The organism is Frankia torreyi, from assembly GCF_000948395.1.
Lineage (GTDB): Bacteria > Actinomycetota > Actinomycetes > Frankiales > Frankiaceae > Frankia > Frankia torreyi.
Genome location: NZ_JYFN01000021.1, coordinates 1 through 23721 on the forward strand (window position 1 = coordinate 1; position 23721 = coordinate 23721).

A 23721-nucleotide genomic window follows, 5' to 3' on the forward strand; every position below is an offset into this window, starting at 1 on the left:
GGCATGACTTGTCCTGACCGGCAGAGGGGACGAGGAAGATCTGCCAACACCAGCCTGCCACACCCCAGAACTAAACAGCGACGGTCTACTAGGGCACACCTGGAGCCAGCGCACACCAGAGGGCGGGCACGCACACGAGGGGACCAGGCCGACCGGAGTCGGCCTGGTCCCCTCACATCGCGGGACGGGCGGTCCGCCCGGCCGCCCGTCCGCCCCGACCGGGGGCGCAGCTCCCCGGCCGGCGATCTGGGTGCTAGCCGGCGTGCGTCCAGGAGTCGGTGCCCTTGAGCAGCGTCCGCAGATCACCACGGCCGCCGGGGCGAGCCGTCGCCAGCCGCTCCTGGTAGAGCTGGTCGAAGCTCGGCTGGGAGACCGACCGGTACACCCCGATCGGCGGCTCGGCGAGCGACGTCTCCGCCAGGCGGGCCAACGCGTAGGCGTAGGTCGAGTTCTGGGTGCCCGGGTCGTGGACGACGACGCGGGAGTCGCCGCCGTGACCGATGCCCAGCTCACCGGTGCTCGGGTCGCGGATCACGCCCCACTGCTCGTTGGTGCCGAAGACGATCGGCAGGCCGGGCGAGAGCCGGATCGGGCCGTGCTCGGGCGCACCCGGGTTGTCCGGCTCCGCGGGGGCCGCCTGGGCGGCGCCCCGGCCGCCCTGGCGGGGAATCGCGCTGAACGTCGGGCAGCCCTGGCGGATCTCCACCAGCGCCGCGCCCTTGTGCGCCGCGGCGGCGGTCAGCGTCGCCGTGAGGTGGCGACGGTCGGAGTCGAGCGTGCGGGCCACGAACGTCGCCCCGGCGCCGAGCGCGAGCGCGACCGGGTTGAACGGGTTGTCGAGCGAGCCGAACGGGCTCGACGGGCCGATCGTGCCGACCTTGGACGTCGGCGAGGCCTGCCCCTTGGTGAGGCCGTAGATCTCGTTGTTGAGCAACAGGATCTTGAGGTTCACGTTGCGCCGCAGCGCGTGGATCAGGTGGTTGCCGCCGATGGCCAGCGCGTCGCCGTCACCGGTGACGACCCAGACCGACAGGTCCGGGCGGTTGATCGAGATGCCGGTTGCGAACGACGGCGCCCGACCGTGGATGGAGTGGATGCCGTAGGTGTCGAGGTAGTACGGCAGCCGCGAGGAGCAGCCGATGCCCGACACCACCACGGTGTTCTCGGGCGGGACGCCGAGGGCCGGCAGCAGCCCGCGCATCGTCGACAGGATCGCGTGGTCCCCGCAGCCGGGGCACCAACGGACCTCCTGGCCGGTGGTGAAGTCCGCCACCGTGGGCGCCCGCCGGCCGCTCGCGCCGGCCGGCTCCTCGGCCTTTCCGTTGACCGTGCTCATCGTCCCGCCTCCCGGGTTGCGTCGTGCTGGGTACCAGTGGGGGTGCCGGTGTGGGCCGCGGACTTCGTCGACGCCGCCTCCGACCGGGCCGCGAGGCGCGCGCCGACGTCGCCGACCGGCTTCGTGGCCGCGTCCGGCGCGGTGTCGGAGTCGGCGTCGATTCCCTGGATGACCCGGGTGATGACGGAGGCGAGCTCCGCCGTCCGGAACGGCATCCCGCGGGTCTGGTTGTAACCGACGGTGTCGATCAGGGTTTCGCGGCGCAGGTGGCCGGCGAGCTGCCCGAGGTTCATCTCGGGCACGAGCACGGTGTGGTACTCGGAGAGCACCGAGGCGACGTTCGCCGGCAGCGGCGCGATGTGGCGCAGGTGCGCCTGGGCGACCTTCATGCCCTGCGCCCGCACCTCCCGGCAGGCCTCCCCGATCGGGCCCCACGTGGAACCCCAGCCGATCACGAGCACGTCCGCACCGGATCCGGGCGGACCGCTCGGGTCGTCGACCTCCAGCGGCGGCACGTCGATGTTGTCGATCTTCGACTGCCGAGTCCGGATCATGAGGTCGTGGTTGTCCGGGTCGTAGGACACCGCGCCGGTGAGGTCGGCCTTCTCCAGGCCGCCGATCCGGTGGGTCAGCCCCGGGGTGCCCGGGATCGCCAGCGGCCGGGCGAGGGTGATCGGGTCACGCGCGTAGGGCAGGAAGACCGGGTTGCCCTCCGCGTCGACCGCGTTCGGCTCGGTCGCCAGGTCGATCCCGATGAACGGCAGCTCCTCGACCTCGGGGACCCGCCAGGGCTCGCTGCCGTTGGCGATGTAGGCGTCGGAGAGCAGGATGACCGGCGTGCGGTAGGCCAGCGCGATCCGCGCGGCTTCCATCGCGGCGTCGAAGCCGTCCGCCGCCGAGCGCACGGCGATCACCGGCATCGGCGCCTCGCCGTGCCGGCCGTAGAGCGCCTGCAGCAGGTCGGACTGCTCGGTCTTGGTCGGCAGGCCGGTGGACGGCCCACCGCGCTGCACGTTGACGATGACGAGCGGGAGCTCCATGATCACCGCGAGGCCGAGCGCCTCGGCCTTGAGCGCCATCCCGGGCCCGGAGGTGACGGTCACGCCGAGCATGCCGGCGAAGGACGCGCCGATCGCCGCGCCGATGGCCGCGATCTCGTCCTCGGCCTGGAAGGACCGCACGTCGAACGAGGCCAGCGCGGACAGCTCGTGCAGGATCTCCGACGCCGGGGTGATCGGGTAGGCGCCGAGGAACAGCGGCATCGCGGCCTGATGCGCCGCAGCCACCAGGCCGTACGCGACGGCCTTGTTGCCCTTCATGTGCCGGTAGGTGCCAGCCGGGAGCGGGGCCGGCTTCACCTCGTAGACGTTCGCGAAGGCCTCGGTCGACTCGCCGTAGATCCAGCCGGCGCGCAGCGCGGAGACGTTCGCGGCCTGCACATCGGGCTTCGAGGCGAAGCGCTTGTGCAGGTAGGCGATCGTGTCCTCGATCGGCTGGCTGAACATCCAGGACACCAGGCCGAGGGCGAACATATTCTTCGTCCGCGCGGCGTCCTTGCGCTTGAGGTTGTGATCGGCGACGGCGGCCGCGGCGAACCCGGTCAGGTTGACGGCGTGCACCTGGAAGGCGTCCAGCGAGCCGTCGGTCAGCGGGTCGACGTCGTAGCCGGCCTTTTCGAGGCCCAGCACCGTGAACGCGTCGGTGTCCAGGATGATGACGCCGCCGGGGCGCAGCTCGGCGACGTTGGCCTTGAGCGCCGCGGGGTTCATGGCGACGAGGACGTCAGGCTGGTCACCGGGGGTCCGGATGTCGTGGTCGGCGATGTGGAGCTGGTAGCTCGACACGCCGGCCACGGTGCCCGCTGGGGCGCGGATCTCCGCCGGGTAGTTCGGCAGCGTCGCCACGTCGTTACCGATCGCGGCCGCCTGGGCGCCGAACCGGTCACCGGTGAGCTGCATCCCGTCGCCGGAGTCGCCGGCGAAGCGGATCACCACGTTCTCCAGCCGTCTGGCCCCTTCGGGCCGTTCGGACAACTGCTCGGTGGGCATGAGGGACCTCATCTCAACGTCGCGATCCCGCGCCGGGAGTGCCAGGACCACGACGTGGCGAGACTGGCAGCGCGGGCCGGTCATTCAGGGCAGGGCAGATCGGGGAACGGGTAGTTCCGGGGTCCGCCCCGGGGGCGGGGTGACCGGGTCGGACCAGCCGGCGGGGGGCCGGCCGCTCGCACCCGGCCGCTCGGACCCGGCGGGCTCGGCGGGCTGGGGGACCTCGCCGGACCCGACCGCCCGCAGGGACTGCACGCGCAGCACGGCGCGGGCCACCGTCGCGGCGGCGGCGTGGATCTGGTCGACGGTGGTGAACCGGCCCACGCTGAACCGCAGGCTCTCCCGCGCGGCGGTCGCCGAGCGGCCCATCGCCAGCAGCACCGGGGACGGTTCGTTCCCGCCGCCGTGGCAGGCGGAGCCCGCGGACACCGCCACGTCCGGCAGGCAGGACTGGACGGCGTCGGCATCGGCGTCGACGAAGCGCAGGTTCAGCGTGTTCGGCAGCCGGATCGGGCCAGGCCGGCCGGTGCCGTCCTCGACCGGCCCGTTGACCTCCAGGGCACTCAGGCCGAGCCAGCCGACGAGCAGGTCGAACAGCAACTCCGTCTGGGCCCGGTGCCGGGTGGCCTCGTCGTCCATCATCGCCGCGGCGATGCGGGCCGCGGCGCCGAAGCCGACAATGCCGGGAGTGTTGAGGGTGCCCGCGCGCAGGCCGCGTTCCTGCCCGCCGCCGTGGATCAGCGGCACGAGGCGTGCCCGCGCCGACCGGCCGGCGATCAGCGCGCCGGTGCCCTTGGGACCGTAGATCTTGTGCGCGGACGCGGTGGCGAAGTCGATCCCCGTCTCTGTCACCGAGACCGGGATGCGGCCGAACGCCTGGGTGACGTCGCACAGGAACAGGGCTCCGGCCTCGTGGGCGAGGGCGGCGACCGGTCGGGGATCGTTGAGCGTCCCCGTCTCGTTGTTGGCCGCCATGACCGCGACCAGCGCGACCTCGTCGGCCTCGCCGGCCTCGCCGCGGCCCCGGGAGCCCCCTGAGCCCTCGGGATCCGCGGCCGGCCCGGCAGTGGGCGGCGGCACGGCAGTGGGCGGCGGCCCGGCAGTGGGCGGCGGCACGGGGTGCAGCAGCGCGCGCAGATGGGCCAGGTCGATGGCGCCGCTCGGATGCACCCGGACGGTCTGCACGCTGCCCCCGTGCAGGTCGGCGGCGGCGTGCGCCGCGGCGAGGACGGCCGGGTGCTCGGTGGCCCCGACCAGGACGCGCCGCCGGTTCGCCGGCGCCGTGGCGAGCACCCCGGCGATCGCCAGGTTGGCCGCCTCGGTCGCACCGCTGGTGAACACCACGTCGCGCGGGCGCGCGCCGGCCAGGATGGCGACGTCGCGACGGGCCCGTTCGACGAGCCGGGCGACGGCCTGACCGGCCGAGTGCGGGCTCGCCGGGTTGGCGAAATGCTCCCGCAGCAGCGGCAGCATGGCGTTGAGGACCTCGGGGTCGACCGGCGTCGTCGCGTTGTGGTCGAGGTAGATCACGGCGTGCCCCCCGGGCCGCAGTCCGGGCAGGCCGGGTCGCGCCGGGTCCGCGGGGTGCGCAGGTCGACGTCCCACAGGTCGAGATGGACGAGGCGGCCGACCGCCGGCTCGGCGAATCCGCCGGCGACCTTGAGCGCCTCCGTCGCGGCCAGGCAGCCCACCGTGCCCGCGACGGCGCCGAGCACCGGGAAGCCGAGCGGTTCCCAGGCCGGGTCGCCCTCGCCGAACACGCAGCGCAGGCACGGCTCCCCCGGCCGGACCACCATCAGGTACGCCTCGGTGGCGTTCATCGCGGCGACGACCAGCGGCACCTCCGCCCGCACGCACAGCCGGTTGATCAGATACCGCTCGGGGAAGTTGTGCCGGGCGTCGACGACGACGTCCGCCTCGGCGATCAGGCCGGGCACGGCCGGGTCCGCGAGGTCGCGGTCCACCGCCACGATCTCGACGCCCGGGTGGTGGGCGCGCAGGGTGTCCGCCGCGCAGAAGACCCGAGGCTCGCCGACCCGCTCCGGCCGCATGAGCGTCTGCCGGTTCAGGTCGGGCTCCTCCAGGTCGCCCGGGTGGATCAGGATGAGGCGTCCGACCCCCGCGGCGGCCAGGTAGGTCGCGGCCGCCCCGCCGACGCCGCCGACGCCGGCCACCAGCACCGTCGCCCGACTCAACCGCCGCTGGGCCGCCACCCCGAAGCCGGGGATGGTCAACTGCCGGTCGAAGCGCCGGGACGTCTCGGCCGCGGGCGGGGCCGCCTGGACGGGCAGGATCCGCGCAGGCGGGCCGGGGCACATCGACCGCAGGCGCGGGTGAGAGTGAGACCGAGCAGTGACCATCGAGCTCTCCGCGGATTCGGCAGGACGGGTGGAAAGGCGCACTGGTCAGGCGGGTCAGGGCCAGGGGCGGAACAGGGTCAGAGGTGGAACAGGACCATCGGCGGGGTCAGGGCCGTGGTCAGGGCCAGAGCCAGGGGCGGGATCAGGGCCAGGGCGGCCCGGTCGGGCGGGGTGTCCGCCGGGGGGGGCGGCTCCGGATGGCCGGCAGGTCCGCGGACCCGCGGCCATCCGATGCCGTCACCCCCGTCCGGGCGGGGCGGTCAGGCGACCAGCGCGACCCGGCCGATCTCCGGCAGCTGCTGCCTGAGTCGGGCCTCGATCACGCCGGTCAGCGTCGCGTTCGCGCTGGAGCAGCCGCCGCAGGCGCCGGTCAGGCGCAGGTGCACCTCGGCGGAGCCGGGCTGACCGCCCCCGGCGAGGACGGCGACGACCTCGGCGTCCCCGCCGTCCCCGCGCAGCATCGGGCGGATCTCCTCCATGATCTCCTCGACCTGTTCGCGCAGCTTCGCGTCGGCCGCGGTGCGCTCGGGATCGTCGGACGAGCCGAACGACGACCCACAGCCGCAGGAGCTCTTCGCGTTCGNGTTGGCGAAGGTGAAGCCGGAGGAGGTCAGCGTCTCGGTGTAGTCGACCCGCATCCCGCGCAGCAGGTCGACGCTCGTCGTGTGCACGACGACGTCGAAGCCGTCCTGCGGCAGCACGACGTCGCCGGTCTCGGCGCCGGGCACGAGCGCCAGCTTGTAGGTGTAGCCGGAGCAGCCGCCCGGGTCGACGCCGATGCGCAGGGCGAAGCCCTCGGTGCCCGGGGTCGAGCCGAGCAGGTGACGCACCTGCGCCACGGCCTTGTCGGTCAGTTCGATGACGGTGGCGGTCGCGGTCATGGGGTGCCTACCTCCGCTGGGGCGCGGTCCGTGACGAGGCGGGCGCCGATTTCGGCCACCGCCTTGTCGATCAGGTCATAGATCTCGACCGGTTCGATGCCGGCCTCCTCGAGCGCCTCGCGCGGCCCGAGGCCGATCTTGCTGCACAGCACAGCGGCGCAGTCGGACAACATCTCGATGGTGCGGTCGAGCTTGGAGGCGTCCTCGTCGCAGTCCGACGGGCCGTTGCAGTAGCGGTCGACGTCGCGGGTCTGCACGAGACGGGCCCAGCCGGGGCCGGCCTCGTAGATCCAGAACTCGCCGGCGTGGCCGAAGTGCTGGTTGACGACGCCGCTGCCCTTGGTGGCGACCGCGACGAGGACGACCTCGGCCGGCCGCACGGGCTCGGCCGCCGGCACGTCGGGGGTGCGCGCGCCGGTGGCGATGTTGAGGGTCTGCCGGGTCGCGGCGACCTCGGTGCGCCAGCGCTCGATCTCCTCGTGCGCCTGCTGGCGGCCGGCGAGGTCGTAGACGATCTCGCGGCCCTGGAACGTCTCGGGCAGGAACTCGTCGCCGCGGTCCTCGCCGAGCAGGCCGACCGCGTCGGCGCGGCACTGCCGGCAGTGGCGCATCATGTTCATCTCGGCGCCGTCGTCCTGCTCGCACCGGTCCTGCAGGGCCTTGAGCTCCTGCGGGGTCGGGCCGCGCTGGCCGGTCAGGCCGAAGACGGTGCCGTGTTCGGGCGCCGAGACCAGCGGCATCACGTTGTGCAGGAAGGCCCCGAGCCCCTTGACGGTCCGGGAGACCTCGACGAGATGCTCGTCGTTGATCCCGGGGATCATCACCGAGTTGACCTTGCAGAGGATCTTCCGCTCGGTCAGCGCCGCGAGCCCCGCGAGCTGCTGCTCGGAGAGGATCTTCGAGGCCTCCCGGCCGGTGTACCGCTTGCCCCGCCAGGCGACCCACGGGTAGATCCGCTCGCCGACCTCAGGGTCGATCATGTTGATCGTGATCGTCACGTGGTCGACGTTGAGGTCGGCGATCCGGTCGACGAACTCCGGCAGGCGCAGGCCGTTGGTCGACAGGCACAGCTTGATGTCCGGGCAGTCCCGGGCCACCAGCTCCATCGTGCGGAACGTCGGCTTCGGGTTCGCCAGCGGGTCACCGGGCCCGGCGATCCCCAGCACGCTCATCTGCTTGATCTCGCTGGCGACCAGCTTGACCTTGGCGAGCGCGTCCTCGGGAGTCAGCAGGGTGCTCGTGACGCCCGGCCGGCTCTCGTTGGCGCAGTCGAACTTCCGGTTGCAGAAGTTGCACTGGATGTTGCAGCCGGGCGCGACCGCGACGTGCATGCGGGCGTAGTACTGGTGCGCCTCGGCGCTGTAGCACGGGTGGTTGGCGATCTTCTCGGCGATCTCCGGGTCCTGCACGGGAGCGCTGGTGCCGCAGCTCGTCGTGGTCTTGCAGCCGCCGGCGGAGGCGGGCGCCTGCGCACTGCGCCGGGGGAGCCCGCCGGCGGGGGCGGCGGCGAACGCCGGCTCCCCCGTCACCGTCGACCGTCCTTCGCGCCGGGCGTGCCGGCGCCGACGGTCTTGCCCGCGGGCTTGGCCGGCGGCGCGGGCTTGGCCGGGGTGGCGGGCTTGGCCGGGGTGGCGGCCTTGGCGGGCTCGGCGGGCGTGCTCGGTACCGCGGGCTCGGCGTCCGCTGCGGCGGACTTGCAGTTCGCGGACCCGTGCTTGCAGGTCTTCGCCGCGTGCCCGCCGGCACCGTGCGCCGCGGGCTCGGCCGGCACCTTCTCGGCCACCAGGACGGCGGCCGGGGCCGAGCCCTCCGCCGCCGCGGCGGCGGTGGGCGTGGCCGCGGGCTCCGCCTGCGTCGCGTCCTCGGCGTCCTCGGCGGCCTCAAGCTCGCGCTCCAGCGCGCCGACGATGCGGCCGTTTTCGAACGCGATCGCGTAGACGATGTGCTCCTGCAGGTACAGGCCGACGTTGATGACCTGACCGCGGGTGCCGGCCTCGACCAGGATCTCGCCGATGGAGATCGCCGGGTCCGGGTAGGTGCCGTCGTTGCGCAGCGCCTTGGCGGCCATGACGACGTCGCCGACGTCGTAGGTGTTGGTGGTCATCGGGCCTCCTCCGTCCGCTCGGACGTTTCCGATGGCTGGGTCGAGCCCGGCCGCTGCACAGTGATCTCGGATGTCGGCACGAAGTCCGCCGCCTGCGGCGCGCGATCCTTCAGCACCTTGAACAGGCGGTGGTCCAGCGCGCCGGCGTTGGTGAACGCCTCGTAGGAGCGGACGAGCGCGTCGCGGTAGTCACGCAGGAGATGCCGCGGGTTCTCCGTGTCGGCGCCGGCGTCCTGCAGCTTGGCCAGTTCGCCGGCGAAGTGCTTGAGGATGTGCAGCCGGTTGACCGCCACGACCCGCGGGTCGTAGTCGACCTCCAGCAGGTCGAAGTACTGCTCCGCGGTGGAGCAGCGGTTGAACTCGGCCAGTTGGCCGGCGTCGGTGGTCGCGCTCATCGCGACGTCTCCTTCTCGGCCAGGCCCTCCAACAGGGCGATCTCGGCATAGGCGTCATAGGTCCGGCGGGCGACGTCGAGCAGGCCCTCCCAGCCGATCGGGAGGTCCTCGGCGAGGTCGTGAAGATCAAGCTTGAGTCGGGTGGCCTTGCTGTGGAGCTTGCGCAGCCGCTGCTGGGCGGCGGCGGCGTCGAGGTTCTCGGCGTCGCGGCTCGCGGTGTCCGGGGCTGGCGGCTCAGGAGTCATCGCGGGCGACCTCGCTCCAGCGCTCGATCAGCTTGCTCGCGCCGAGCACCAGGGCCTCGCCACGGGCGGCGAGCTCCTCGGACGAGTTGAAGCCGAACCGCTGCACGTCGCGCAGCGCGTTGTCGAGCACGACGAGTCGACCCGCAAAAATGATCACCCGACCGAAGCCCTCGCTGTTGAGGTCGAGAATCGTCGTGGTGAACGCGCCGGTCGCCTTCTCGGTGGCGGCGGCGACGGCCTGGTAGAACGACCGCAGCCGGGCCGCGGTGGCGATATCGAGGTCGCAGTTGGTCGCGATCGTGCGGCGCTGCTCCTTGGTCACCACGAACGGGGCGAGCAGCTGGGAGTCGGAGAACCGATCGAGCTGGCCGTAGGAGTCGCCGGCCCGGACCTGATCGAGCAGGTCACGCAGGAAGTCCTTCGCCTCGCTCATGCCGCGTCTCCCTTCAGCACCGCGGCGACGCTGCGGGTCCAGCTCTGCGCGGCCGGCTGCGGCTCGCGGGCCTTGAGGACCTTGCGCAGCCAGGGCGGCGGGGTCCCGGCCAGCGTCGCGACGTAGCGGGTGAGCAGGTCCTCCACGCTGGTGCCCTTGGCCACCTTCACCGGGTGGATCTTGGCCTTGACAACCTTCGCCGCGGCGGTCCCGCCGATGTCGGCGATGTTGAGGATCACGCAGTCCGTGACCGCGGCGAGCCTGGATTCGATCTTGTCCTGCTCGTCGTCCGACGCCGCCTCGAGCAGCCGGGTCTCGAACAGGTGTGACCCCTCGGGGCCGACCTCGTACACGTCGAACCGTCGGCACCAGCCGAAGTGCTGGTCCACGGCGGTGCCGTCGCCGGTCGCGAAGGCGATCTTCAACACGGGGACTCCTGGAACAGGTTGTCGAGTTCGTCGGGTTCTGCCGTCGCGCGCCCCTGCTGGGGAATCTCGGTGGCGGCCCGGTGGCCGGCCGCGGCGGATCCCGGCGAGGCGGGCAGCGGCGGCCGACCCGGCCGGGCGTGTGCGTGCCCGTGGTCGAGGACCCGGTTCGCCGCGTCGAGCAGCAGCCGCAGGCTGCCGGCGTAGCCGGCGGTGCCGGCCAACGCCGTCCCAAGCCGGTCGAAGATCGGAAATCCGATCGGCAGGAAAGCGGCGCCGATCCGCTCCGCGATTCCCCGGGCGTGGCTGGAACCGAGGACGAGCTCGGCACCGGCCGCCTGCGCCCGTTCGGCGAATTCGGTCAGGTCGCCGATGACGACCTCGGCCCACGGCGCGTCGGCCAGGGCCGGCGCCGGAGTCGGCGACACCGCGGTCACGATCTCGGCGCCAACGTCGCGCAGCAGCGAACCGGCGGCCAGCAGGGTCTCGGGCTCGCCGGCGATCGCCACCCGGACGCCGCCGAGGACGAAGTGCGCGTCGAGCAGGCCGTCGGCAAGGCGCGCGCGGGCCCGGCGGACCTGCTCCGGGGCCGTCCGGCCGGTGTGCGCCATCAGCTCCGCGACCAGGGCGTCCGTCTCGGTCAGGCCGGACAGGTGCCGGTGGTGCAGCAGTCGGGCGCCGGTGCGGGCGGCGAGCAGCTCGCCCGCGGGGGCGGCGGTGGCGCCCGCGACAAGCACGGCGCCGGCGCGGCGCAGCGAGCGCAGCTCGGCGAGGCCCGCGCCGCCGGTCGTCGTCGGCTGCCAGGCCGGGGCGAGGTGGCCGTCGACCGAGGCCGACAGGTCCGGCACCAGCACGGGGTCGAGCCCGAACGCCCGGACCAGCCCGGCGACCTCGTCGAGGTCGGCCGCGGTGAGGGCGGGACCGGCGAGGACGGCGACCAGATTCCGGTCGGCGACGTCCTCGTCGGTCGTACCGGCCCGCCGGGACAGGGGCGAGGCCGGGACGGTGGTGGTGACCGGCGCCGCGGCGGGGATCGCGCGGGCGGCGCCGGCCAGCATGGTGGCGGCCGACGAGGCGGCGGCCGGCGGGGCGGCGGGGAGGGTGGCGGCCGGCGGGGCGGAGGCCGCGATGAGCGCGGTCGGCGCGTCCGAGCCGGCCTCGGCCGTCATCGGCGCGGGCACCACCGCCCGGATCAGCGCCTCCAGCGCGGCCGACCAGCCGTCGGACAGCCCGCCGAGGAAGTCCGGGGTGGACACCCCAATGATCAGCGGCGCGGTGTCGGCGTCGGCGTCGGCCCAGGTGGCCAGGTAGGTGCGCAACTGGCCGCCGATGTCCTCCCCGGAGACCTCGGTGACGCCCGTGGTGAGCAGGCCGATGATCGCCGGACGCTGCTTCTTGCGGATGGCGTCGAGGGTGGCCACCATGGCCTCCCCGCTGCCCATGACCGCGGTCACCTCGCTGATCGCCGTGGTCTGCAGCGGGATCGGCTCGTTGAAGTGCCGCGTCAACAGGGCCTTGGCGAACGACGCGCAGCCCTGCGACCCATGCATGATCGGCAGCGAGTCGGCGAGGCCGAGGAAGACGAGTGCGGCACCGAGCGGCTGGCTGAACTTGAGCGGGTCGATCGCGGCGCGCCGCTCCCCGGTGATGATCTCGGCCATCAGTGGGCCCCGACCAGGTCCCAGGGGGCGGGCCGGCGGACCTGCTCCCAGACCGGGCTCGCGATCGCCATGTCCAGGCGGCGGGCGAACTCGACCATGCCGGTGTAGCCCGCGTAGGGGATGTGCCGCTCCTGGTTGATGTCGAGGAACGGCAACCGGCCCTTGAGCGCGGTGTACTGGTTGCGGCCGCCGGCGACGAGGATGTCGGCGCCGGTCTCCTCGGCCACCCGCAGCAGTTCCCGCGGGCTCCCCTCGGAGATCATCTTGGCGTCGCCGAGCAGCTCGCGGATCTTGTCGACGTCGCCGTCGGAGCTTTTGGTGATGCCGCTGCCGACGACCTCGATGCCGAGGTCCTGCAACGCGGAGACGATCGACCAGCTCTTGACGCCGCCGGTGTAGAGCACGGCCTTGCGGCCGGTCAGTCGGGCGCGGTACGGCGCGATCGCGGCCTCGACGGCCGCCTCCTCGACGGCGATGAGTTCCTCCGTGCGGCGGGAGAGCTCGTCGTCATCGAGCAGACGGGCGAAGCCCCGCAAGGTGTCGCCCATCGCGCTGACGCCGTAGAAGCTGCCCTCGAACCACGGGATGCCGTAGCGCTCCTCCAGGCCGCGGGCGAGGCCCAGCAGCGCCCGGGAGCAGACGACCATGGTCGCCTTCGCCCGGTGGGCGGCGGCGATGTCGCGGTAGCGGGCGTCCCCGCTGATGCAGGACCGGACCCGGATCCCCAGCCGGGTCAGCAGCGGCACGACGTCCCACAGCTCGCCGGCGATGTTGTACTCGCCGATGAGGTTGACGTCGAGGTCGGTGACGTCACCCGGCTCGACGGTGCCGATCACGTGGTCCAGCAGGGTCTGACCGGCGATCTTGTTGCCGAGGTTCTTGTTCCCGACGAAGCCCGGGGCCTCGACCGGGATCACCGGCACCCCGGTCTGCTCCGCGGCGGCCGCGCAGACCGCGCCGAGATCGTCGCCGATCATCGCGGTGACGCAGGTCGAGTAGACGAAGACCGCGGGCGGCGCGTACCGCTCGACGACCTCACAGATCGAGTCGAACAGGCGCTGCTCGCCCCCGAGCACCACGTCGTTCTCGGACATGTCGGTGGTGAAACCGTGGCGGAACAGCGTCGGCCCGGACGACAGGCTGCCCCGGCCGTCCCAGGAGTTGCCGGCGCAGGAGATCGGGCCGTGCACGAGGTGGGCGCTGTCGGTGATCGGGACGAGGGTGATCATCGCCCCGTCGAAGGTGCAGCCGCCGGAGGTACCACCCGGCTTGGGCTTGGGGCAGCCCGCCTTGCGAGCCTTGGCGCTCTTGGCGTTGTTGTGGTCGCAGGCCGTCTCGGTGAACAATGCGGCACGTTCAGTAGCAGCCATGGGCCATCCTCGGGAGGGGGCGGTCCTCGGGAGAGGCTGGACAGGGGGTCGATCGGCCCGGGAGGGAGCCGATCGACCCGGCGCGGGGAAGATGTCGCCATCGGTCGACCCGCGAGAGGTGGTCGACCGGCCGCAGGGAGCGCGGTGGGCGCGGCCGGCCGACCACGTTCGGACCCGGCTGGGGGCCGGACCGGCTACAGCGCGGCGCCGATCAGCGAACGGCGTCGAAGCTGTGGTCGGGGGCGTTGCGGTCCATCTCGTCGAGGATCGTGTTGACGAGCTGGGTGAGCAGGTGCAGACCACCCGTGTACCCGATGATCGGGAACCGGTGCAGGTGGTGCCGGTCGAAGATCGGGAATCCGACCCGGACCAGCGGCACGTTCGCCTCGCGGGAGATGTACTTGAGCTGCATGCTGCCGATGAGCAGGTCGACCGGCTCGGTGAAGACCAGCGACCGCAGGTGCCAGAGGTCCTTCTCCGGCCACACGGTCGCCTCTTCACCGAACTTGCTGGCGGAGAGCACCTTCTCCATGCGGGCCTTGAAGGTGGTGTCGGCGTTCGTGCTCACGATGTGCACCGGGATCATCCCGAGCTCGAGCACGAAGCGGGTCAGCGCGATGACGAGGTCGGGGTCGCCGGCGATGGCCACCCGCTTGCCGTGCACGTAGGCGTGCGAGTCGGTGATCGCGTCGACCAGGCGGCCACGCTCGGCGGTCAGCTCCGCCGGGACCTCGACCTCCGCGACCTTGGCGACCGCGGTCAGGAAGGCGTCCGTGCCCTTGACCCCGAGCGGGGTCTCGAGCAGGACCGTCTCCTGCTTCCAGTCCTTCTCGATGTACTCGGCCGTCCTGCGCAGCGTGGATTCCTGCAGCACCAGGCTCGCGCGGCTGAACTTCGCCAGCGCCCCCTCCGCGAGCGGGGTGCCGCCCGGGTAGAGGTCGTACTCGCCGTCCGCCGGGGAGTCCAGCGAGCTGGAGTGGTCGCCCAGGATCAGCGGGTCGACGCCCATCAGCTCGAGGATGCGCTTGTACTCGCGGTGGTTGCCGATGTACGTGTCGAACCCGGGGATGACGTTCAGCCGGACCTTGTCGGACTTCGCCACCTTCGACGCGTCCGCGTCGGGCGACTTCGCCAGCATCTCGAGGATGCCCTTGAGCATCACGTCGTAGCCGGTGATGTGCGAGCCCACGAAGGACGGGGTGTGGGCGTACGACACCGGGAAGTCCTGGGTGATCGCTTCCTGCTCGCGCGCCGCGCCGATGTAGGCGAACAGGTCCTCACCGATGACCTCGGCCATGCACGTGGTGCTGACCGCGATGTGCTTCGGCTTGTAGAGGGCGGTGATGTTCTCCATCGCCTCGACGAGGTTGTTGATCCCGCCGAACACGGCGGCGTCCTCGGTCATCGAGGTGGAGGCGGCGGGCACCGGCTCCTTGAAGTGCCGGGCGAAGTGGCTGCGGAAGTACGCCACGCAGCCCTGCGACCCGTGCACCAGCGGCATGGTGCCCTCGAACCCGAGCGCGGCGAGCACCGCGCCGAGCGGCTGGCAGGCCTTGGCCGGGTTGACGGTCAGGGCCTCCCGGGCGAAGTTCTTCTCCCGGTACTCCCACCCGCGGGTCCAGTCGAGGACCCGCTGGACCTCTTCCTTCGGGGCCGCGTTCTCGAACTCGCGCTTGCCCTCGAACTGCTTCTGGTAGACCTCGTCGCGGAAGATGTCGTTGTGGTCAAGGACCCGCAGCGGGACCGCGCTGGTGTGCTCGGGGGTCGTCGTCACCGGACGTCCCTCCTCTCCCCTGTGGGGCTTGTCCCCAGGTGGGGCTTGAGGCCTGCCGCGGCAGCCGCCAGCGACCGTTTCTCCGGTCACGGGGTCGCTGGCGGCTGCGTTCGGCCAGGCCTGGATGAACTACTGGTCAGCTACTGCAAGTGGCCGTCTACTGCGAGTGGCCGTCTACGGCGAGTGGCCGTCTACTGCGAGTGGCCGTCTACGGCAAGTGGCCGTCTACTGCTGGGCGCCTCGCGCCCGGGTGCCCGGAGGGCGGTGGATCAGGCGACCTCGCCGGCCTTCGACCAGGGGGCCTCGAGGAGGTCCCAGGCCGGGCTGTTGATGGCGATGTCCATGTCCCGGGCGAAGACCGCGAAGCCGTCGACGCCGTGGTAGGGCCCGGAGTAGTCCCAGGAGTGCATCTGCCGGAAGGGGATGCCCATCTTGTGGAAGACGTACTTCTCCTTGACGCCCGCACCCATCAGGTCCGGCTTGAGGAACTTGGCGAACTCCTCGAGCTCGAACGCGGTCGGGTCGTCGTAGAGGACGGTGCCTTCCTTGAGCATGCTGTAGGTCCGGGTGTAGTCGTCCTTGTGGGCGAACTCGTAGCCGGTGCCGACGACCTCCATGCCGAGGTCCTCGTACGCGCCGATGGTGTGCCGGGGGCGCAGGCCACCGACGGCGAGCATGACGCGCTTGCCCTCGAGCCGCGGCCGGAACGCCTTGGTGATCTCGTCGAAGCGCACCTGGTACCGGGCGATCGCCGCCTCGGTCTTCGCCTTGATCTCATCGTCGAAGAACTCGGCGATCTTGCGCATGGAGGAGATGATCTTCGTGGGGCCGAAGAAGTTGAACTCGGTCCACGGGGTGCCGAAGCGCTCCTCCATGGTGGTGCAGATGTAGTTCATCGAGCGGTAGCAGTGGATCAGGTTGAGCTTCGACAGGTGCGTCGAGGCCATCTCGTTGATCGTGCCGTCGCCGGACCACTGGGCGATGACCCGCAGGCCCATCTCCTCGAGGATGCGCCGGGAGGCCCAGGCGTCACCGCCGATGTTGTAGTCACCGATCAGCGCGACGTCGTAGTCGGTCTGCTCGAAGGAGTCGCCACCGGTGCCAAGCACGTGGTCGCGAACAGCGTCGTTCGCGATGTGGTGACCCAGCGACTGACTGACGCCACGGAAGCCCTCGCAGCGGACCGGGATGACCGGGATGTCGAGCTTCTTGGAGGACTTCTTGGCCACGGCCTCGATGTCGTCACCGATCAGACCGATCGGGCACTCGGACTGCACGGAGATGCCCTTGGCCAGCGGGAACAGCTCGACGATCTCGTCGCAGACCTGCTCCAGCTTGGGGTCACCGCCGAAGACGATGTCCTTCTCCTGGAAGTCCGTCGTGATCTGCATTGCCGTGAAGTTGTCGACGCCAAGGTGACCGTGGGCGTAGTTGCGCCGGGTCGCCCAGGAGTACTGACCGCAGCCGACCGGGCCGTGGCTGATGGTGACCATGTCCTTCACCGGGCCCCACACCACGCCCTTGGAACCGGCGTAGGCGCAGCCGCGGATCGTCATGACCCCGGGCCGGGACTTGATGTTGGACTTGACCTCGCACTCCTTCGACCCCTCGGGGTCGTTGGCCTTGAGGTGCTTGGCCCGGAACTTGGCTGCCTTCTTGGGGTACTGAGACAGAACCTCGGCGATCATCGCCTCGGTCTCGGCCCGCTCGGGTGCCGGTGTCGTCGTCATGGTCGGGACCTCATCCTCGACGGTGTCGGTGCAGGTGGGCGTGGGATCGTCAGGCGACCGCGGCGGCCTTGCCGATCACGCTCTCGTCCTCCTGCGCCATGATCCCGAAGTCGATGAGGAGCTCCTCGAGCTCGTCCATCGTGATCGGGGTCGGGATCGTCTTCATGTCGTTGTTGACGATCTTGTTGGCGAGCTGGCGGTACTCGTCGGCCTGGCTGTTCTTCGGGTCGTACTCGATGACCGTCATCCGGCGCAGCTCGGCGTGCTGCACGACGTTGTTACGCGGGATGAAGTGGATCATCTGGGTGTTGAGGCGGCGGGCGAGCTCCATGATCAGCTCGTCCTCGCGGTCGGTCTTGCGGCTGTTGCAGATGAGCCCGCCGAGCCGGACGCCGCCGGAGTGCGCGTACTTCAGGATGCCTCGGGCGATGTTGTTCGCCGCGTACATCGCCATCATCTCGCCGGAGGTGACGATGTAGATCTCCTGCGCCTTGCCCTGGCGGATCGGCATCGCGAAGCCACCACACACAACGTCACCGAGGACGTCGTAGGTCACGAAGTCGAGGTTCTCGTACGCGCCGGCCTCCTCCAGGTAGGTGATGGAGGTGATGACGCCACGGCCGGCGCAGCCGACGCCCGGCTCCGGGCCACCGGACTCGACGCACTTGATGCCCCACTGGCCCTCGACGAGCACCTCGTCGAGCTCCAGGTCCTCGACCGAACCCTTCTCGGCCGCGAGCTGGATGACGGAGGTCTGCGCCTTCGAGTGCAGGATCAGGCGGGTCGAGTCAGCCTTCGGGTCACACCCGACGATCATGACCCGCTGGCCCATCTCGGCCATGGCCGCCATGGTGTTCTGCTGGGTGGTGGACTTGCCAATACCACCCTTGCCGTAGAAGGCGATCTGGCGCATGCGGTGCTCCTCCTTGGGACGGTTGCCCGGCGCGCGGTCACCGGGGCTCGGCCATGCCGATCGGGCTGGCCGGGCCGGTCGGCCCGCGAGCTGCCGGACGTGCCGCCGGTCGGATTGGACCGGGACGTCGGCACTACCGTGGTGCTGGTCGTACGAGCCCGCTGGCGCGGGCAGGTCGGTCAGACCTGCTCTTCGCGCCGGGGGGCCTCCGCTCGGGGGGTCGGCATCTCTACCCGCCCGAGAAGCTCTTGGAAGTCGCGGCCGTGAAGGCCGCGCTTGTGCTGGGTGGCGGCGGCACGGACCCGCTCCAGCAGGGGTTCGATCTCGTCGTCCTCGGCGGTCAGCCCGTACTGCTCGAGCGCGTAGCGCACCGAGGCCCGCCCGCTGTGCTTGCCGATCGCCAGCCGCCGGCGCCCGCCGACCTCGGCGGGGTCGAACGGCTCGTACGTCGCCGGGTGGCGCAGGATGCCGTGCACATGGATGCCCGACTCATGCGCGAACACCGACTCGCCGACCACCGCCTTGCCCGCCGGCAGGGGCCGGCGTGCGGCCCGCGACACCAGCCGGGCGAGGCTGCGAAACGACGTCGTGTCCAGGTCGACGGGCAGCTTCAGCAGGTGCCGAAGCGCCATCGCGACCTCTTCGATCGGGGCGTTCCCGGCGCGTTCGCCCAGGCCGAGCACGGTGGTGCTGACCCAGGTGAACCCCGCCTGGACGGCGGCGATGGTGTTGGCCGTCGCCAGGCCGAAGTCGTCGTGGGCGTGGATCTCCCACGGCCCCGGGACCGCCCTGACCAGTCGCCCCAGCCGATCGTGCGCGCTCACCGGGTCGAGCAGGCCGACGGTGTCGGCCCAGCGCAGCCTGGTGACGCCCAGTTCCCGCAGTTCGCCCGCCAGGTCCGTGACGAACGCGTCGTCGGCGCGGGAGGCGTCCTCGAAACCGACGCTCACCCGCATCCCGCGGTCCGTCGCATCCGCGACACAGTCGCGGACCCGCAGCCGCGCCCAGGCCCGATCCCGCCCCAACTTGCTCTTCAGGTGCAAGTCGGAGACCGGGATGGTCAGGTGCGCGGTGACGAGGCCGCAGCTTGCCGCGGCCTCGACGTCGCGGTGGTCGGCCCGGCACCAGCCCACGATCTCCGCGTGCGGATCGGTTGCGAGGATCTCCCGCAGCACGTCCCGCTCGGTGACACCCATCGCCGGGATTCCGGCCTCGATCTGGTGTACCCCGATGGCGTCCAGGGCAGCGGCGATNGCGAGTTTCTCGGCCGCGGTGAATGCGACGCCAGGCGCCTGCTCGCCGTCGCGGAGCGTGGTGTCGCAGAATTTGATCGCCGCGTCCGACTGTATCGCCGTGGTAGATGAGCTGGGAAAACGGGGGTCTCGCACTGTCATCACCAGCCGTTGCTCCGGGACTGAAGACCATGGGCTGCGCCGCGAACTGTGGTTCTGTGTTTGTCCGGCGGCGACATGAATCAGACTAGGAGGCGATTATTTCGAGGCTGCAAGCGCCGGTAACTTCCGGGTTAACAGGTATTCTCGGCGGATGAGTGCAAGCTTTTCCGCCGGGATATCTCGAAGGATATCTGCCAGGAAAAACTTATCCTTGGATTTTTCTTTGGGGGACTTCGTGCGGGCCGGAGGTGGCCCAGCTCACCCGGCGAGGGTGGGCCGCCCAGGGCGGCCGGGGGCCCTCCTGGTCACGCACCTCACCGAGGGCGCGGGCCCGTCCTGGACGAAAAGGAGCACCGGCCGATGCGTCCGACCGTGCATACGCCAGGTTATCCGACCGGACCGCCCGGTCGATTCCTTTCCGTAGCGCAAATGTCACGGACGGGAATCCAGGGCGGTCGCGAGGGGGTCGCGAGGGAGGCACGGCGGCGGTGCGGAGTACGCACTAATCGGCACGTCCCGATGGCATCACCATCGGCCTGTGCAGCAAGGGTTAACGTTATCGAAACCCTTGAACTTCTTCCCGGGTTGGACCTCGCCGAGCGGGTCGGATATCTTATGGATAACAAAAAGACGCCGGGCGAAGCCGGGCGAGGCCGGCCCGGCAGCACGCAGTGCTTTCCCCCGGGGAAGCGGAAGGAGCTGGGCGTGTCGGTACACGTATACGCGGGGTACTTCGGTTGCCAGCCGGGATGGTAGAGATGTCGGAGGCGCAGATGATCGGTGTGCCGACCGACGCCCCCGGGAGCTGGGAGGACCTGCGGTCAGCCGTGGTGGGGAACAACGGAGTCTTCAGGACCACCATGGGCATGCTGCGGGAGATCGGTGGCTACGGCCGGCTCGGGACGAACGTGCGGCAGATCCTCAGCCGCAACCTCGCGGGCATCGGCCTCGGTCACCTACCCATGGAGCTGCCGGCATACCAGGACAAGGAGATCCTGCTCTTCCAGTACGGCACCCCCGCGGCCGAGATCGTGGAAGCCGTCCGCGAAGGCGCCTCGGACGGGGCCGAGACCGCCCTGATCCGGCTGAACTCGTCGCAGGACATCGCCAAGGTGCGTGACGCCTCGCTGAAGGCGGTCGAGCTCCTGTCGATCCTGAACGACCGATGCCGGGACTGCATGCGTCCACTGCCGTAAACGACCGGTAGGCGGCACCCTCAGCGATTCTCGCCGATCGCCGAGGCACCGCCTGCCCGTCGACTCGGCCCGGAGATCGCAGCCACCGGCGCGGGCCTGGGGACGGCGGCTACCACGGGCTTTCTCTCGGAGTGGCGACCTCGTGCGCCGCTGCGAGAGAAAGCCTGGGTCACCGTCCGACCACGAGCCCTACCCGCCCGCGGGATCCGGGCCGAACACCGCCCATAGATCACCGATCGTGTCGATCCGACGCCTCGCCCGGCACGGATCCGACGGTCGGTTGACCCCTGCCCTGCGTCGGCCGCCGCCACAGGCGTCATTCCTGCGCGCCTCCCTCCCGACCCGGTCCCCGGCCTGCCCGGTGCAGCCCTGCCCGCTGCTGTCCCGTCCCGCCCTGCCCTGCGCCGCCGTGCCCGGCGGTGCGTGGCTTGCGATCCGCTCGGTCGTAGGAGTAGACCCTTCCTCAGGCTCCTGGCGGGAGGCAATGATGACGGGTACCGGCCGAGCAGGCGCCGTGGCCGCGGCGCGTGTGACCTGGGTGCTCATCCCCGGTGCGGGGGGCGCGTCCTGGTACTGGCACCTCGTGGCGCGCGGGCTGTGCGAGACGGGCGGGACCGTCGTCGCCGTCGACCTCCCCGCCGCGGACGAGAGTGCCGGCCTGCCCGAGTACGCTGACGCGACGGTCGCCGCGGTGACCGCGGCCGCGGTCCGGCCGGGCGTCGACGGGGCCGGCCACGCCCCGTCCGGCAGCGGCGAGGTGGTGGTGGTCGCGGCCTCCCTGGGCGCCTTCGTCGCGCCGCTGGTGTGCGAGCGGCTGCCGGTGTCGCTGATCGCCCTGGTCAACGGCATGATCCCGCTGCCCGGCGAGACACCAGGCGAATGGTGGGAGGCGACCGGCCAGCCGGCGGCCCGGCGCGCGTCGGACACCCGTGCCGGCCGGCCGCCGGACGCGGACTTCGACGCCAGGACGTACTTCTTCCACGACCTGCCGGCCCCGCTGGCCGCGGAGGCGATGGCGGGCGAGCCCGCCCAGTCGGAGGCGGTCTTCGGGTCGCGCCTGCCGATCGACGCCTGGCCCGCGGTGCCGACCCGGGTTCTCGTCGGCCGGGACGACCGCTTCTTCCCGGCGGCCTTCCAGCGCCGCGTCGCCCGCGAACGCCTGGGCCTCGAGGCCGACGAGATCACTGGCGGCCACATCGTCGCGCTGGCCAACCCGGCCGACGTCACCGCCCGGCTGCTTTCCTACGCCGACACGGTCCTTGGCCCGTCCGGGCCCCACTGATCAGCGGTTTCCCTTCGTTCCACCCGCTTACTGATCAATAGGCAAGTAGCCTGGGGGCCGTGAGCCAGACCAGGGACCGGATTCTCGCGATCGCCCGCGAGCTGTTCGCCCGTCATGGCTACACCGGCACGACCAACGCCGACATCGCCCGCGAGCTGGGCACCACGACAGCCGCGCTGTACTACCACTTCCCGTCCAAGGCGGCGATCCTCTACGGCCTGCTCACCGAACCGCTGGCGGCCTACCAGCGGATCATCGAGTACCTCGACACCGGGCCGCCCGCCCCGGCGGAGCTGCTCTGCGCGTTCATCGACCTCGCCGCGGACTCCCGCGAGCTGGCCGCGCTCATCGACCGGGATCCGAGCGTGCTGGCGGTCGTCGACAAGCGGCTGCCCCGCACCATCGAGCGGATGACCAAGCAGGTGATCGCCGCGCTGGCCGGCCCCGACGCCGACCGCGGCGCCGTCCTGCGCGCGCACGCCGCCTTCGCCGCGGTCAAGCACGCCACCATGGCCGCGCTCGCCCTCAACGACGGCGTCCTCGATCCCGCGGACCGCGCCGAGATCCTCCACACCGCCCTGCGCATCCTTCAGCCTCCCGCCGCGGGCTGAGGCGCCCGCGGCCGTCCGCCGCCGGCTTCGGCCTGGTTCTCGGCCTCGTTCTCGGCCTCGGCCTCGCCGTCGCCATCGTCTCGTCGCGGGGTGGGCAATCCGGCTGTCTCGTCGCGCCCGACGGCGTACAAGGGAGGGATGTCGCAGTATCACTTCGACCCCGGGACCTACCGAGCCATGGTGGTCGCCGAGGTGCCGCACTACGAACGGCTCCAGGACGAGGTGGCGGCGGCGACGGCGGGCCGGCGGGTGACGCGCCTGCTCGATCTCGGGGTGGGCACGGGCGAGACCAGCGGGCGCGTGCTCGGCGTCCATCCGGACGCCGCTCTCGTCGCGCTCGACGAGAGCCCGGCGATGCTCGACGCCGCCCGCCCCCGTCTGCCACCCGCGGACCTACGCGTCGGCCGGCTCGAGGAGCCGCTCCCCGCCGGCCCGTTCGACCTGGTGATCTCGGCGCTGGCCGTCCATCATCTCGACGGGCCCGGAAAGGCCGACCTGTTCCGCCGGATCGCCGCGATCCTGCCGCCGAGCGGCCGCTTCGTGCTCGCGGATGTGGTCGTACCGGACGACCCCGGGGACGTCGTCACTCCCATCGACGGCGTCCACGACAAACCGAGCCCGTTGCCCGACCAGCTCGACTGGCTTCACCAGGCCGGTTTCGACACCGCGGTCACCTGGCAGCACCGCGACCTGGTGGTCATTACCGCCGATCGCCCCGCTCGCTGAGCAGCAATCCCCTTCGGTCGCGGGCGAGGCGCGTCCTGATGGCAGGAGCGTCCGGTAGACAGATGTCGCGCCCGGTCGCGGTGAGCTGTTCGGGATTCAGGCCGGCGAGCGCAGGATGCGCGGGTTGGCGGGGTCGGTGTTGTCGAGCAGAAAGTGCGCGCGCTCGTGCGGGGCGGCATTCCGGCGGTACATCTCCTGAGCCGGCAGATAGCGGGCCTCGTAACGCTCCCGGACCGCGGCCGGGGAGCCGAAGAGGTCGACGTCGCGCAGCAGCGCCCGGCGCAGCGATTCGCCGGGGCTGATGCCGAAAAAGATGCTCACGTCCCAGTGCTCGCGCAGCTCCCGGCGCAGCAGGAAGACCCCGTCGACGAGCAGCACCGCATCGGCCGGTGCCAGGTCGGCGGGCGTGTCGACCGCCGACTCCGCCCGCAGGTCAAACGCTGCGGTCCGATACCACCGGTCGCCGCCCGGGCCGAGCGGATCGAGTAGCAGGCGCCGCAGCGCGCCGTAGTCGAAGGCATCCAGAAAATACCCGTGGGGTGAAAGTTCACCGCGCCGACGACGTTCCGCCCGCGGCCGGTGAAACGCATCCACGCCGGCGCGGATGACGGGCCGCCCTCGGCCGCCGATCCGCTCGGCCAGCTCGTCGGCCAGAGTCGTCTTGCCGGCCGCGTCCGGACCGTCGACGGCGACCCGCACGACCCACTCTCGGCACCGGGCGACAATCCACTCGGCAAGGGTGTGTACAACCATGACCCGGGCCGCCGCGATCTCGGCATCCCGGCCGACGGAAAAACCATTGCCGCCCATACCCGCAGGCTACTCAGGCCGCCCCGA

Annotated in this window: 22 protein-coding genes and 2 pseudogenes; 4 read left to right on the forward strand and 20 right to left on the reverse strand. The window is 71.5% G+C overall.

All coding sequences use genetic code 11. The annotated features are described in order from the left end of the window. Window positions 1–253: 253 nt before the first annotated feature. The 19 genes and pseudogenes from FF36_RS14500 to FF36_RS37940 all read right to left on the reverse strand — a co-directional run. Window positions 254–1336, reverse strand: coding sequence for a 2-oxoacid:ferredoxin oxidoreductase subunit beta (locus FF36_RS14500; protein WP_044885599.1), 1083 nt, complete (start codon window positions 1334–1336; stop codon window positions 254–256). Further along, window positions 1333–3384 carry a 2-oxoacid:acceptor oxidoreductase subunit alpha gene (locus FF36_RS14505; RefSeq protein WP_044885600.1) on the reverse strand — a complete coding sequence of 684 codons (2052 nt, stop codon included), beginning with the start codon at window positions 3382–3384 and terminating at the stop codon, window positions 1333–1335. The genes FF36_RS14500 and FF36_RS14505 overlap by 4 nt, the downstream gene beginning before the upstream one ends. A gap of 84 nt (window positions 3385–3468) precedes the next feature. Further along, entirely contained in the window at window positions 3469–4914 is a 1446-nt protein-coding gene (locus FF36_RS14510; RefSeq protein WP_044885667.1) for a cysteine desulfurase family protein, read from the reverse strand. Continuing rightward, on the reverse strand, window positions 4911–5744 hold the full coding sequence (locus FF36_RS14515; protein WP_044885601.1) for a HesA/MoeB/ThiF family protein: 834 nt from the start codon (window positions 5742–5744) through the stop codon (window positions 4911–4913). Before FF36_RS14515 ends, FF36_RS14510 begins: the two co-directional genes overlap by 4 nt. A gap of 260 nt (window positions 5745–6004) precedes the next feature. Further along, on the reverse strand, window positions 6005–6327 hold a 323-nt coding region (locus FF36_RS39985), incomplete at its 5' end, for a NifU family protein (protein ID WP_277912935.1). 1 nt (window position 6328) lies between these two features. Further along, window positions 6329–6625, reverse strand: a pseudogene (locus tag FF36_RS37935) (iron-sulfur cluster assembly accessory protein); the annotation flags it as partial. After that, window positions 6622–8154: a nitrogenase cofactor biosynthesis protein NifB gene (nifB, locus tag FF36_RS14525; RefSeq protein WP_044885603.1), complete on the reverse strand. Its 1533-nt coding sequence runs from the start codon at window positions 8152–8154 to the stop codon at window positions 6622–6624. The pseudogene FF36_RS37935 and the gene nifB, both read right to left, overlap by 4 nt. Continuing rightward, window positions 8151–8729: a nitrogen fixation protein NifZ gene (locus tag FF36_RS14530; protein WP_044885604.1), complete on the reverse strand. Its 579-nt coding sequence runs from the start codon at window positions 8727–8729 to the stop codon at window positions 8151–8153. Before FF36_RS14530 ends, nifB begins: the two co-directional genes overlap by 4 nt. Continuing rightward, window positions 8726–9124 (reverse strand): nitrogenase-stabilizing/protective protein NifW, encoded by a 399-nt coding sequence (gene nifW / locus FF36_RS14535; RefSeq protein ID WP_044885605.1) that lies wholly within the window; start codon window positions 9122–9124, stop codon window positions 8726–8728. Before nifW ends, FF36_RS14530 begins: the two co-directional genes overlap by 4 nt. Continuing rightward, window positions 9121–9369 carry a CCE_0567 family metalloprotein gene (locus FF36_RS14540; RefSeq protein ID WP_044885606.1) on the reverse strand — a complete coding sequence of 83 codons (249 nt, stop codon included), beginning with the start codon at window positions 9367–9369 and terminating at the stop codon, window positions 9121–9123. The genes nifW and FF36_RS14540 overlap by 4 nt, the downstream gene beginning before the upstream one ends. After that, window positions 9359–9802: a NifX-associated nitrogen fixation protein gene (locus tag FF36_RS14545; protein ID WP_044885607.1), complete on the reverse strand. Its 444-nt coding sequence runs from the start codon at window positions 9800–9802 to the stop codon at window positions 9359–9361. The genes FF36_RS14540 and FF36_RS14545 overlap by 11 nt, the downstream gene beginning before the upstream one ends. After that, the gene (gene nifX / locus FF36_RS14550; RefSeq protein ID WP_044885608.1) at window positions 9799–10230 is read right to left on the reverse strand and encodes a nitrogen fixation protein NifX; all 432 of its coding nucleotides are present in this window, start codon (window positions 10228–10230) and stop codon (window positions 9799–9801) included. The genes FF36_RS14545 and nifX overlap by 4 nt, the downstream gene beginning before the upstream one ends. Next, window positions 10224–11888: a nitrogenase component 1 gene (locus FF36_RS14555; RefSeq protein WP_044885609.1), complete on the reverse strand. Its 1665-nt coding sequence runs from the start codon at window positions 11886–11888 to the stop codon at window positions 10224–10226. The genes nifX and FF36_RS14555 overlap by 7 nt, the downstream gene beginning before the upstream one ends. Beyond that, window positions 11888–13258 (reverse strand): nitrogenase iron-molybdenum cofactor biosynthesis protein NifE, encoded by a 1371-nt coding sequence (nifE, locus tag FF36_RS14560; RefSeq protein WP_044885610.1) that lies wholly within the window; start codon window positions 13256–13258, stop codon window positions 11888–11890. The genes FF36_RS14555 and nifE overlap by 1 nt, the downstream gene beginning before the upstream one ends. Before the next feature lie 211 nt (window positions 13259–13469). Then, entirely contained in the window at window positions 13470–15032 is a 1563-nt protein-coding gene (gene nifK, locus FF36_RS14565) for a nitrogenase molybdenum-iron protein subunit beta (protein ID WP_044885611.1), read from the reverse strand. Window positions 15033–15301: 269 nt separating this feature from the next. After that, window positions 15302–16762, reverse strand: a complete 1461-nt coding sequence (gene nifD / locus FF36_RS14570; RefSeq protein ID WP_044885612.1) for a nitrogenase molybdenum-iron protein alpha chain — start codon at window positions 16760–16762, stop codon at window positions 15302–15304. 49 nt (window positions 16763–16811) lie between these two features. After that, the gene (gene nifH / locus FF36_RS14575) at window positions 16812–17675 is read right to left on the reverse strand and encodes a nitrogenase iron protein (protein ID WP_044885613.1); all 864 of its coding nucleotides are present in this window, start codon (window positions 17673–17675) and stop codon (window positions 16812–16814) included. 179 nt (window positions 17676–17854) lie between these two features. Then, on the reverse strand, window positions 17855–18928 hold a 1074-nt coding region (gene nifV, locus FF36_RS14580), incomplete at its 5' end, for a homocitrate synthase (protein WP_242422507.1). A 1-nt stretch (window position 18929) separates the two neighbouring features. Then, a pseudogene (locus FF36_RS37940) lies at window positions 18930–19069 on the reverse strand (homocitrate synthase); the annotation flags it as partial. 758 nt (window positions 19070–19827) lie between these two features. Here FF36_RS37940 and FF36_RS14585 point away from each other — a divergent pair. The 4 genes from FF36_RS14585 to FF36_RS14600 all read left to right on the forward strand — a co-directional run bounded on the left by FF36_RS14585 (window position 19828) and on the right by FF36_RS14600 (window position 22884). Then, window positions 19828–20265 carry a hypothetical protein gene (locus tag FF36_RS14585; protein WP_044885615.1) on the forward strand — a complete coding sequence of 146 codons (438 nt, stop codon included), beginning with the start codon at window positions 19828–19830 and terminating at the stop codon, window positions 20263–20265. A 514-nt stretch (window positions 20266–20779) separates the two neighbouring features. Continuing rightward, complete coding sequence (locus tag FF36_RS14590) at window positions 20780–21547, forward strand: alpha/beta fold hydrolase (RefSeq protein ID WP_242422508.1); 768 nt, start codon at window positions 20780–20782, stop codon at window positions 21545–21547. Between the two features lie 59 nt (window positions 21548–21606). Continuing rightward, entirely contained in the window at window positions 21607–22158 is a 552-nt protein-coding gene (locus tag FF36_RS14595) for a TetR/AcrR family transcriptional regulator (protein ID WP_236705310.1), read from the forward strand. Window positions 22159–22296: 138 nt separating this feature from the next. Continuing rightward, window positions 22297–22884 (forward strand): class I SAM-dependent methyltransferase, encoded by a 588-nt coding sequence (locus tag FF36_RS14600; protein WP_044885617.1) that lies wholly within the window; start codon window positions 22297–22299, stop codon window positions 22882–22884. A 96-nt stretch (window positions 22885–22980) separates the two neighbouring features. On the opposite strand, the gene FF36_RS14605 is transcribed toward FF36_RS14600, so the two are convergent. Then, window positions 22981–23637: a nucleoside/nucleotide kinase family protein gene (locus tag FF36_RS14605; RefSeq protein ID WP_044885669.1), complete on the reverse strand. Its 657-nt coding sequence runs from the start codon at window positions 23635–23637 to the stop codon at window positions 22981–22983. Window positions 23638–23721: the final 84 nt, after the last annotated feature.

Excerpts from the sequence above, each read along its gene's own strand:
- FF36_RS14605 (WP_044885669.1), bottom strand. The coding sequence starts at position 23,637 with ATGGTTGTACACACCCTTGCCGAGTGGATTGTCGCCCGGTGCCGAGAG.
- FF36_RS14540 (WP_044885606.1), bottom strand. The coding sequence starts at position 9,369 with ATGACTCCTGAGCCGCCAGCCCCGGACACCGCGAGCCGCGACGCCGAG.
- FF36_RS14530 (WP_044885604.1), bottom strand. The coding sequence starts at position 8,729 with ATGACCACCAACACCTACGACGTCGGCGACGTCGTCATGGCCGCCAAG.
- nifW (WP_044885605.1), bottom strand. The coding sequence starts at position 9,124 with ATGAGCGCGACCACCGACGCCGGCCAACTGGCCGAGTTCAACCGCTGC.
- nifE (WP_044885610.1), bottom strand. The coding sequence starts at position 13,258 with ATGGCTGCTACTGAACGTGCCGCATTGTTCACCGAGACGGCCTGCGAC.
- FF36_RS14500 (WP_044885599.1), bottom strand. The coding sequence starts at position 1,336 with ATGAGCACGGTCAACGGAAAGGCCGAGGAGCCGGCCGGCGCGAGCGGC.
- nifH (WP_044885613.1), bottom strand. The coding sequence starts at position 17,675 with ATGCGCCAGATCGCCTTCTACGGCAAGGGTGGTATTGGCAAGTCCACC.
- FF36_RS14515 (WP_044885601.1), bottom strand. The coding sequence starts at position 5,744 with ATGGTCACTGCTCGGTCTCACTCTCACCCGCGCCTGCGGTCGATGTGC.
- FF36_RS14555 (WP_044885609.1), bottom strand. The coding sequence starts at position 11,888 with ATGGCCGAGATCATCACCGGGGAGCGGCGCGCCGCGATCGACCCGCTC.
- FF36_RS14545 (WP_044885607.1), bottom strand. The coding sequence starts at position 9,802 with ATGAGCGAGGCGAAGGACTTCCTGCGTGACCTGCTCGATCAGGTCCGG.
- nifD (WP_044885612.1), bottom strand. The coding sequence starts at position 16,762 with ATGACGACGACACCGGCACCCGAGCGGGCCGAGACCGAGGCGATGATC.
- FF36_RS14505 (WP_044885600.1), bottom strand. The coding sequence starts at position 3,384 with ATGCCCACCGAGCAGTTGTCCGAACGGCCCGAAGGGGCCAGACGGCTG.
- FF36_RS14600 (WP_044885617.1), top strand. The coding sequence starts at position 22,297 with ATGTCGCAGTATCACTTCGACCCCGGGACCTACCGAGCCATGGTGGTC.
- FF36_RS14585 (WP_044885615.1), top strand. The coding sequence starts at position 19,828 with ATGTCGGAGGCGCAGATGATCGGTGTGCCGACCGACGCCCCCGGGAGC.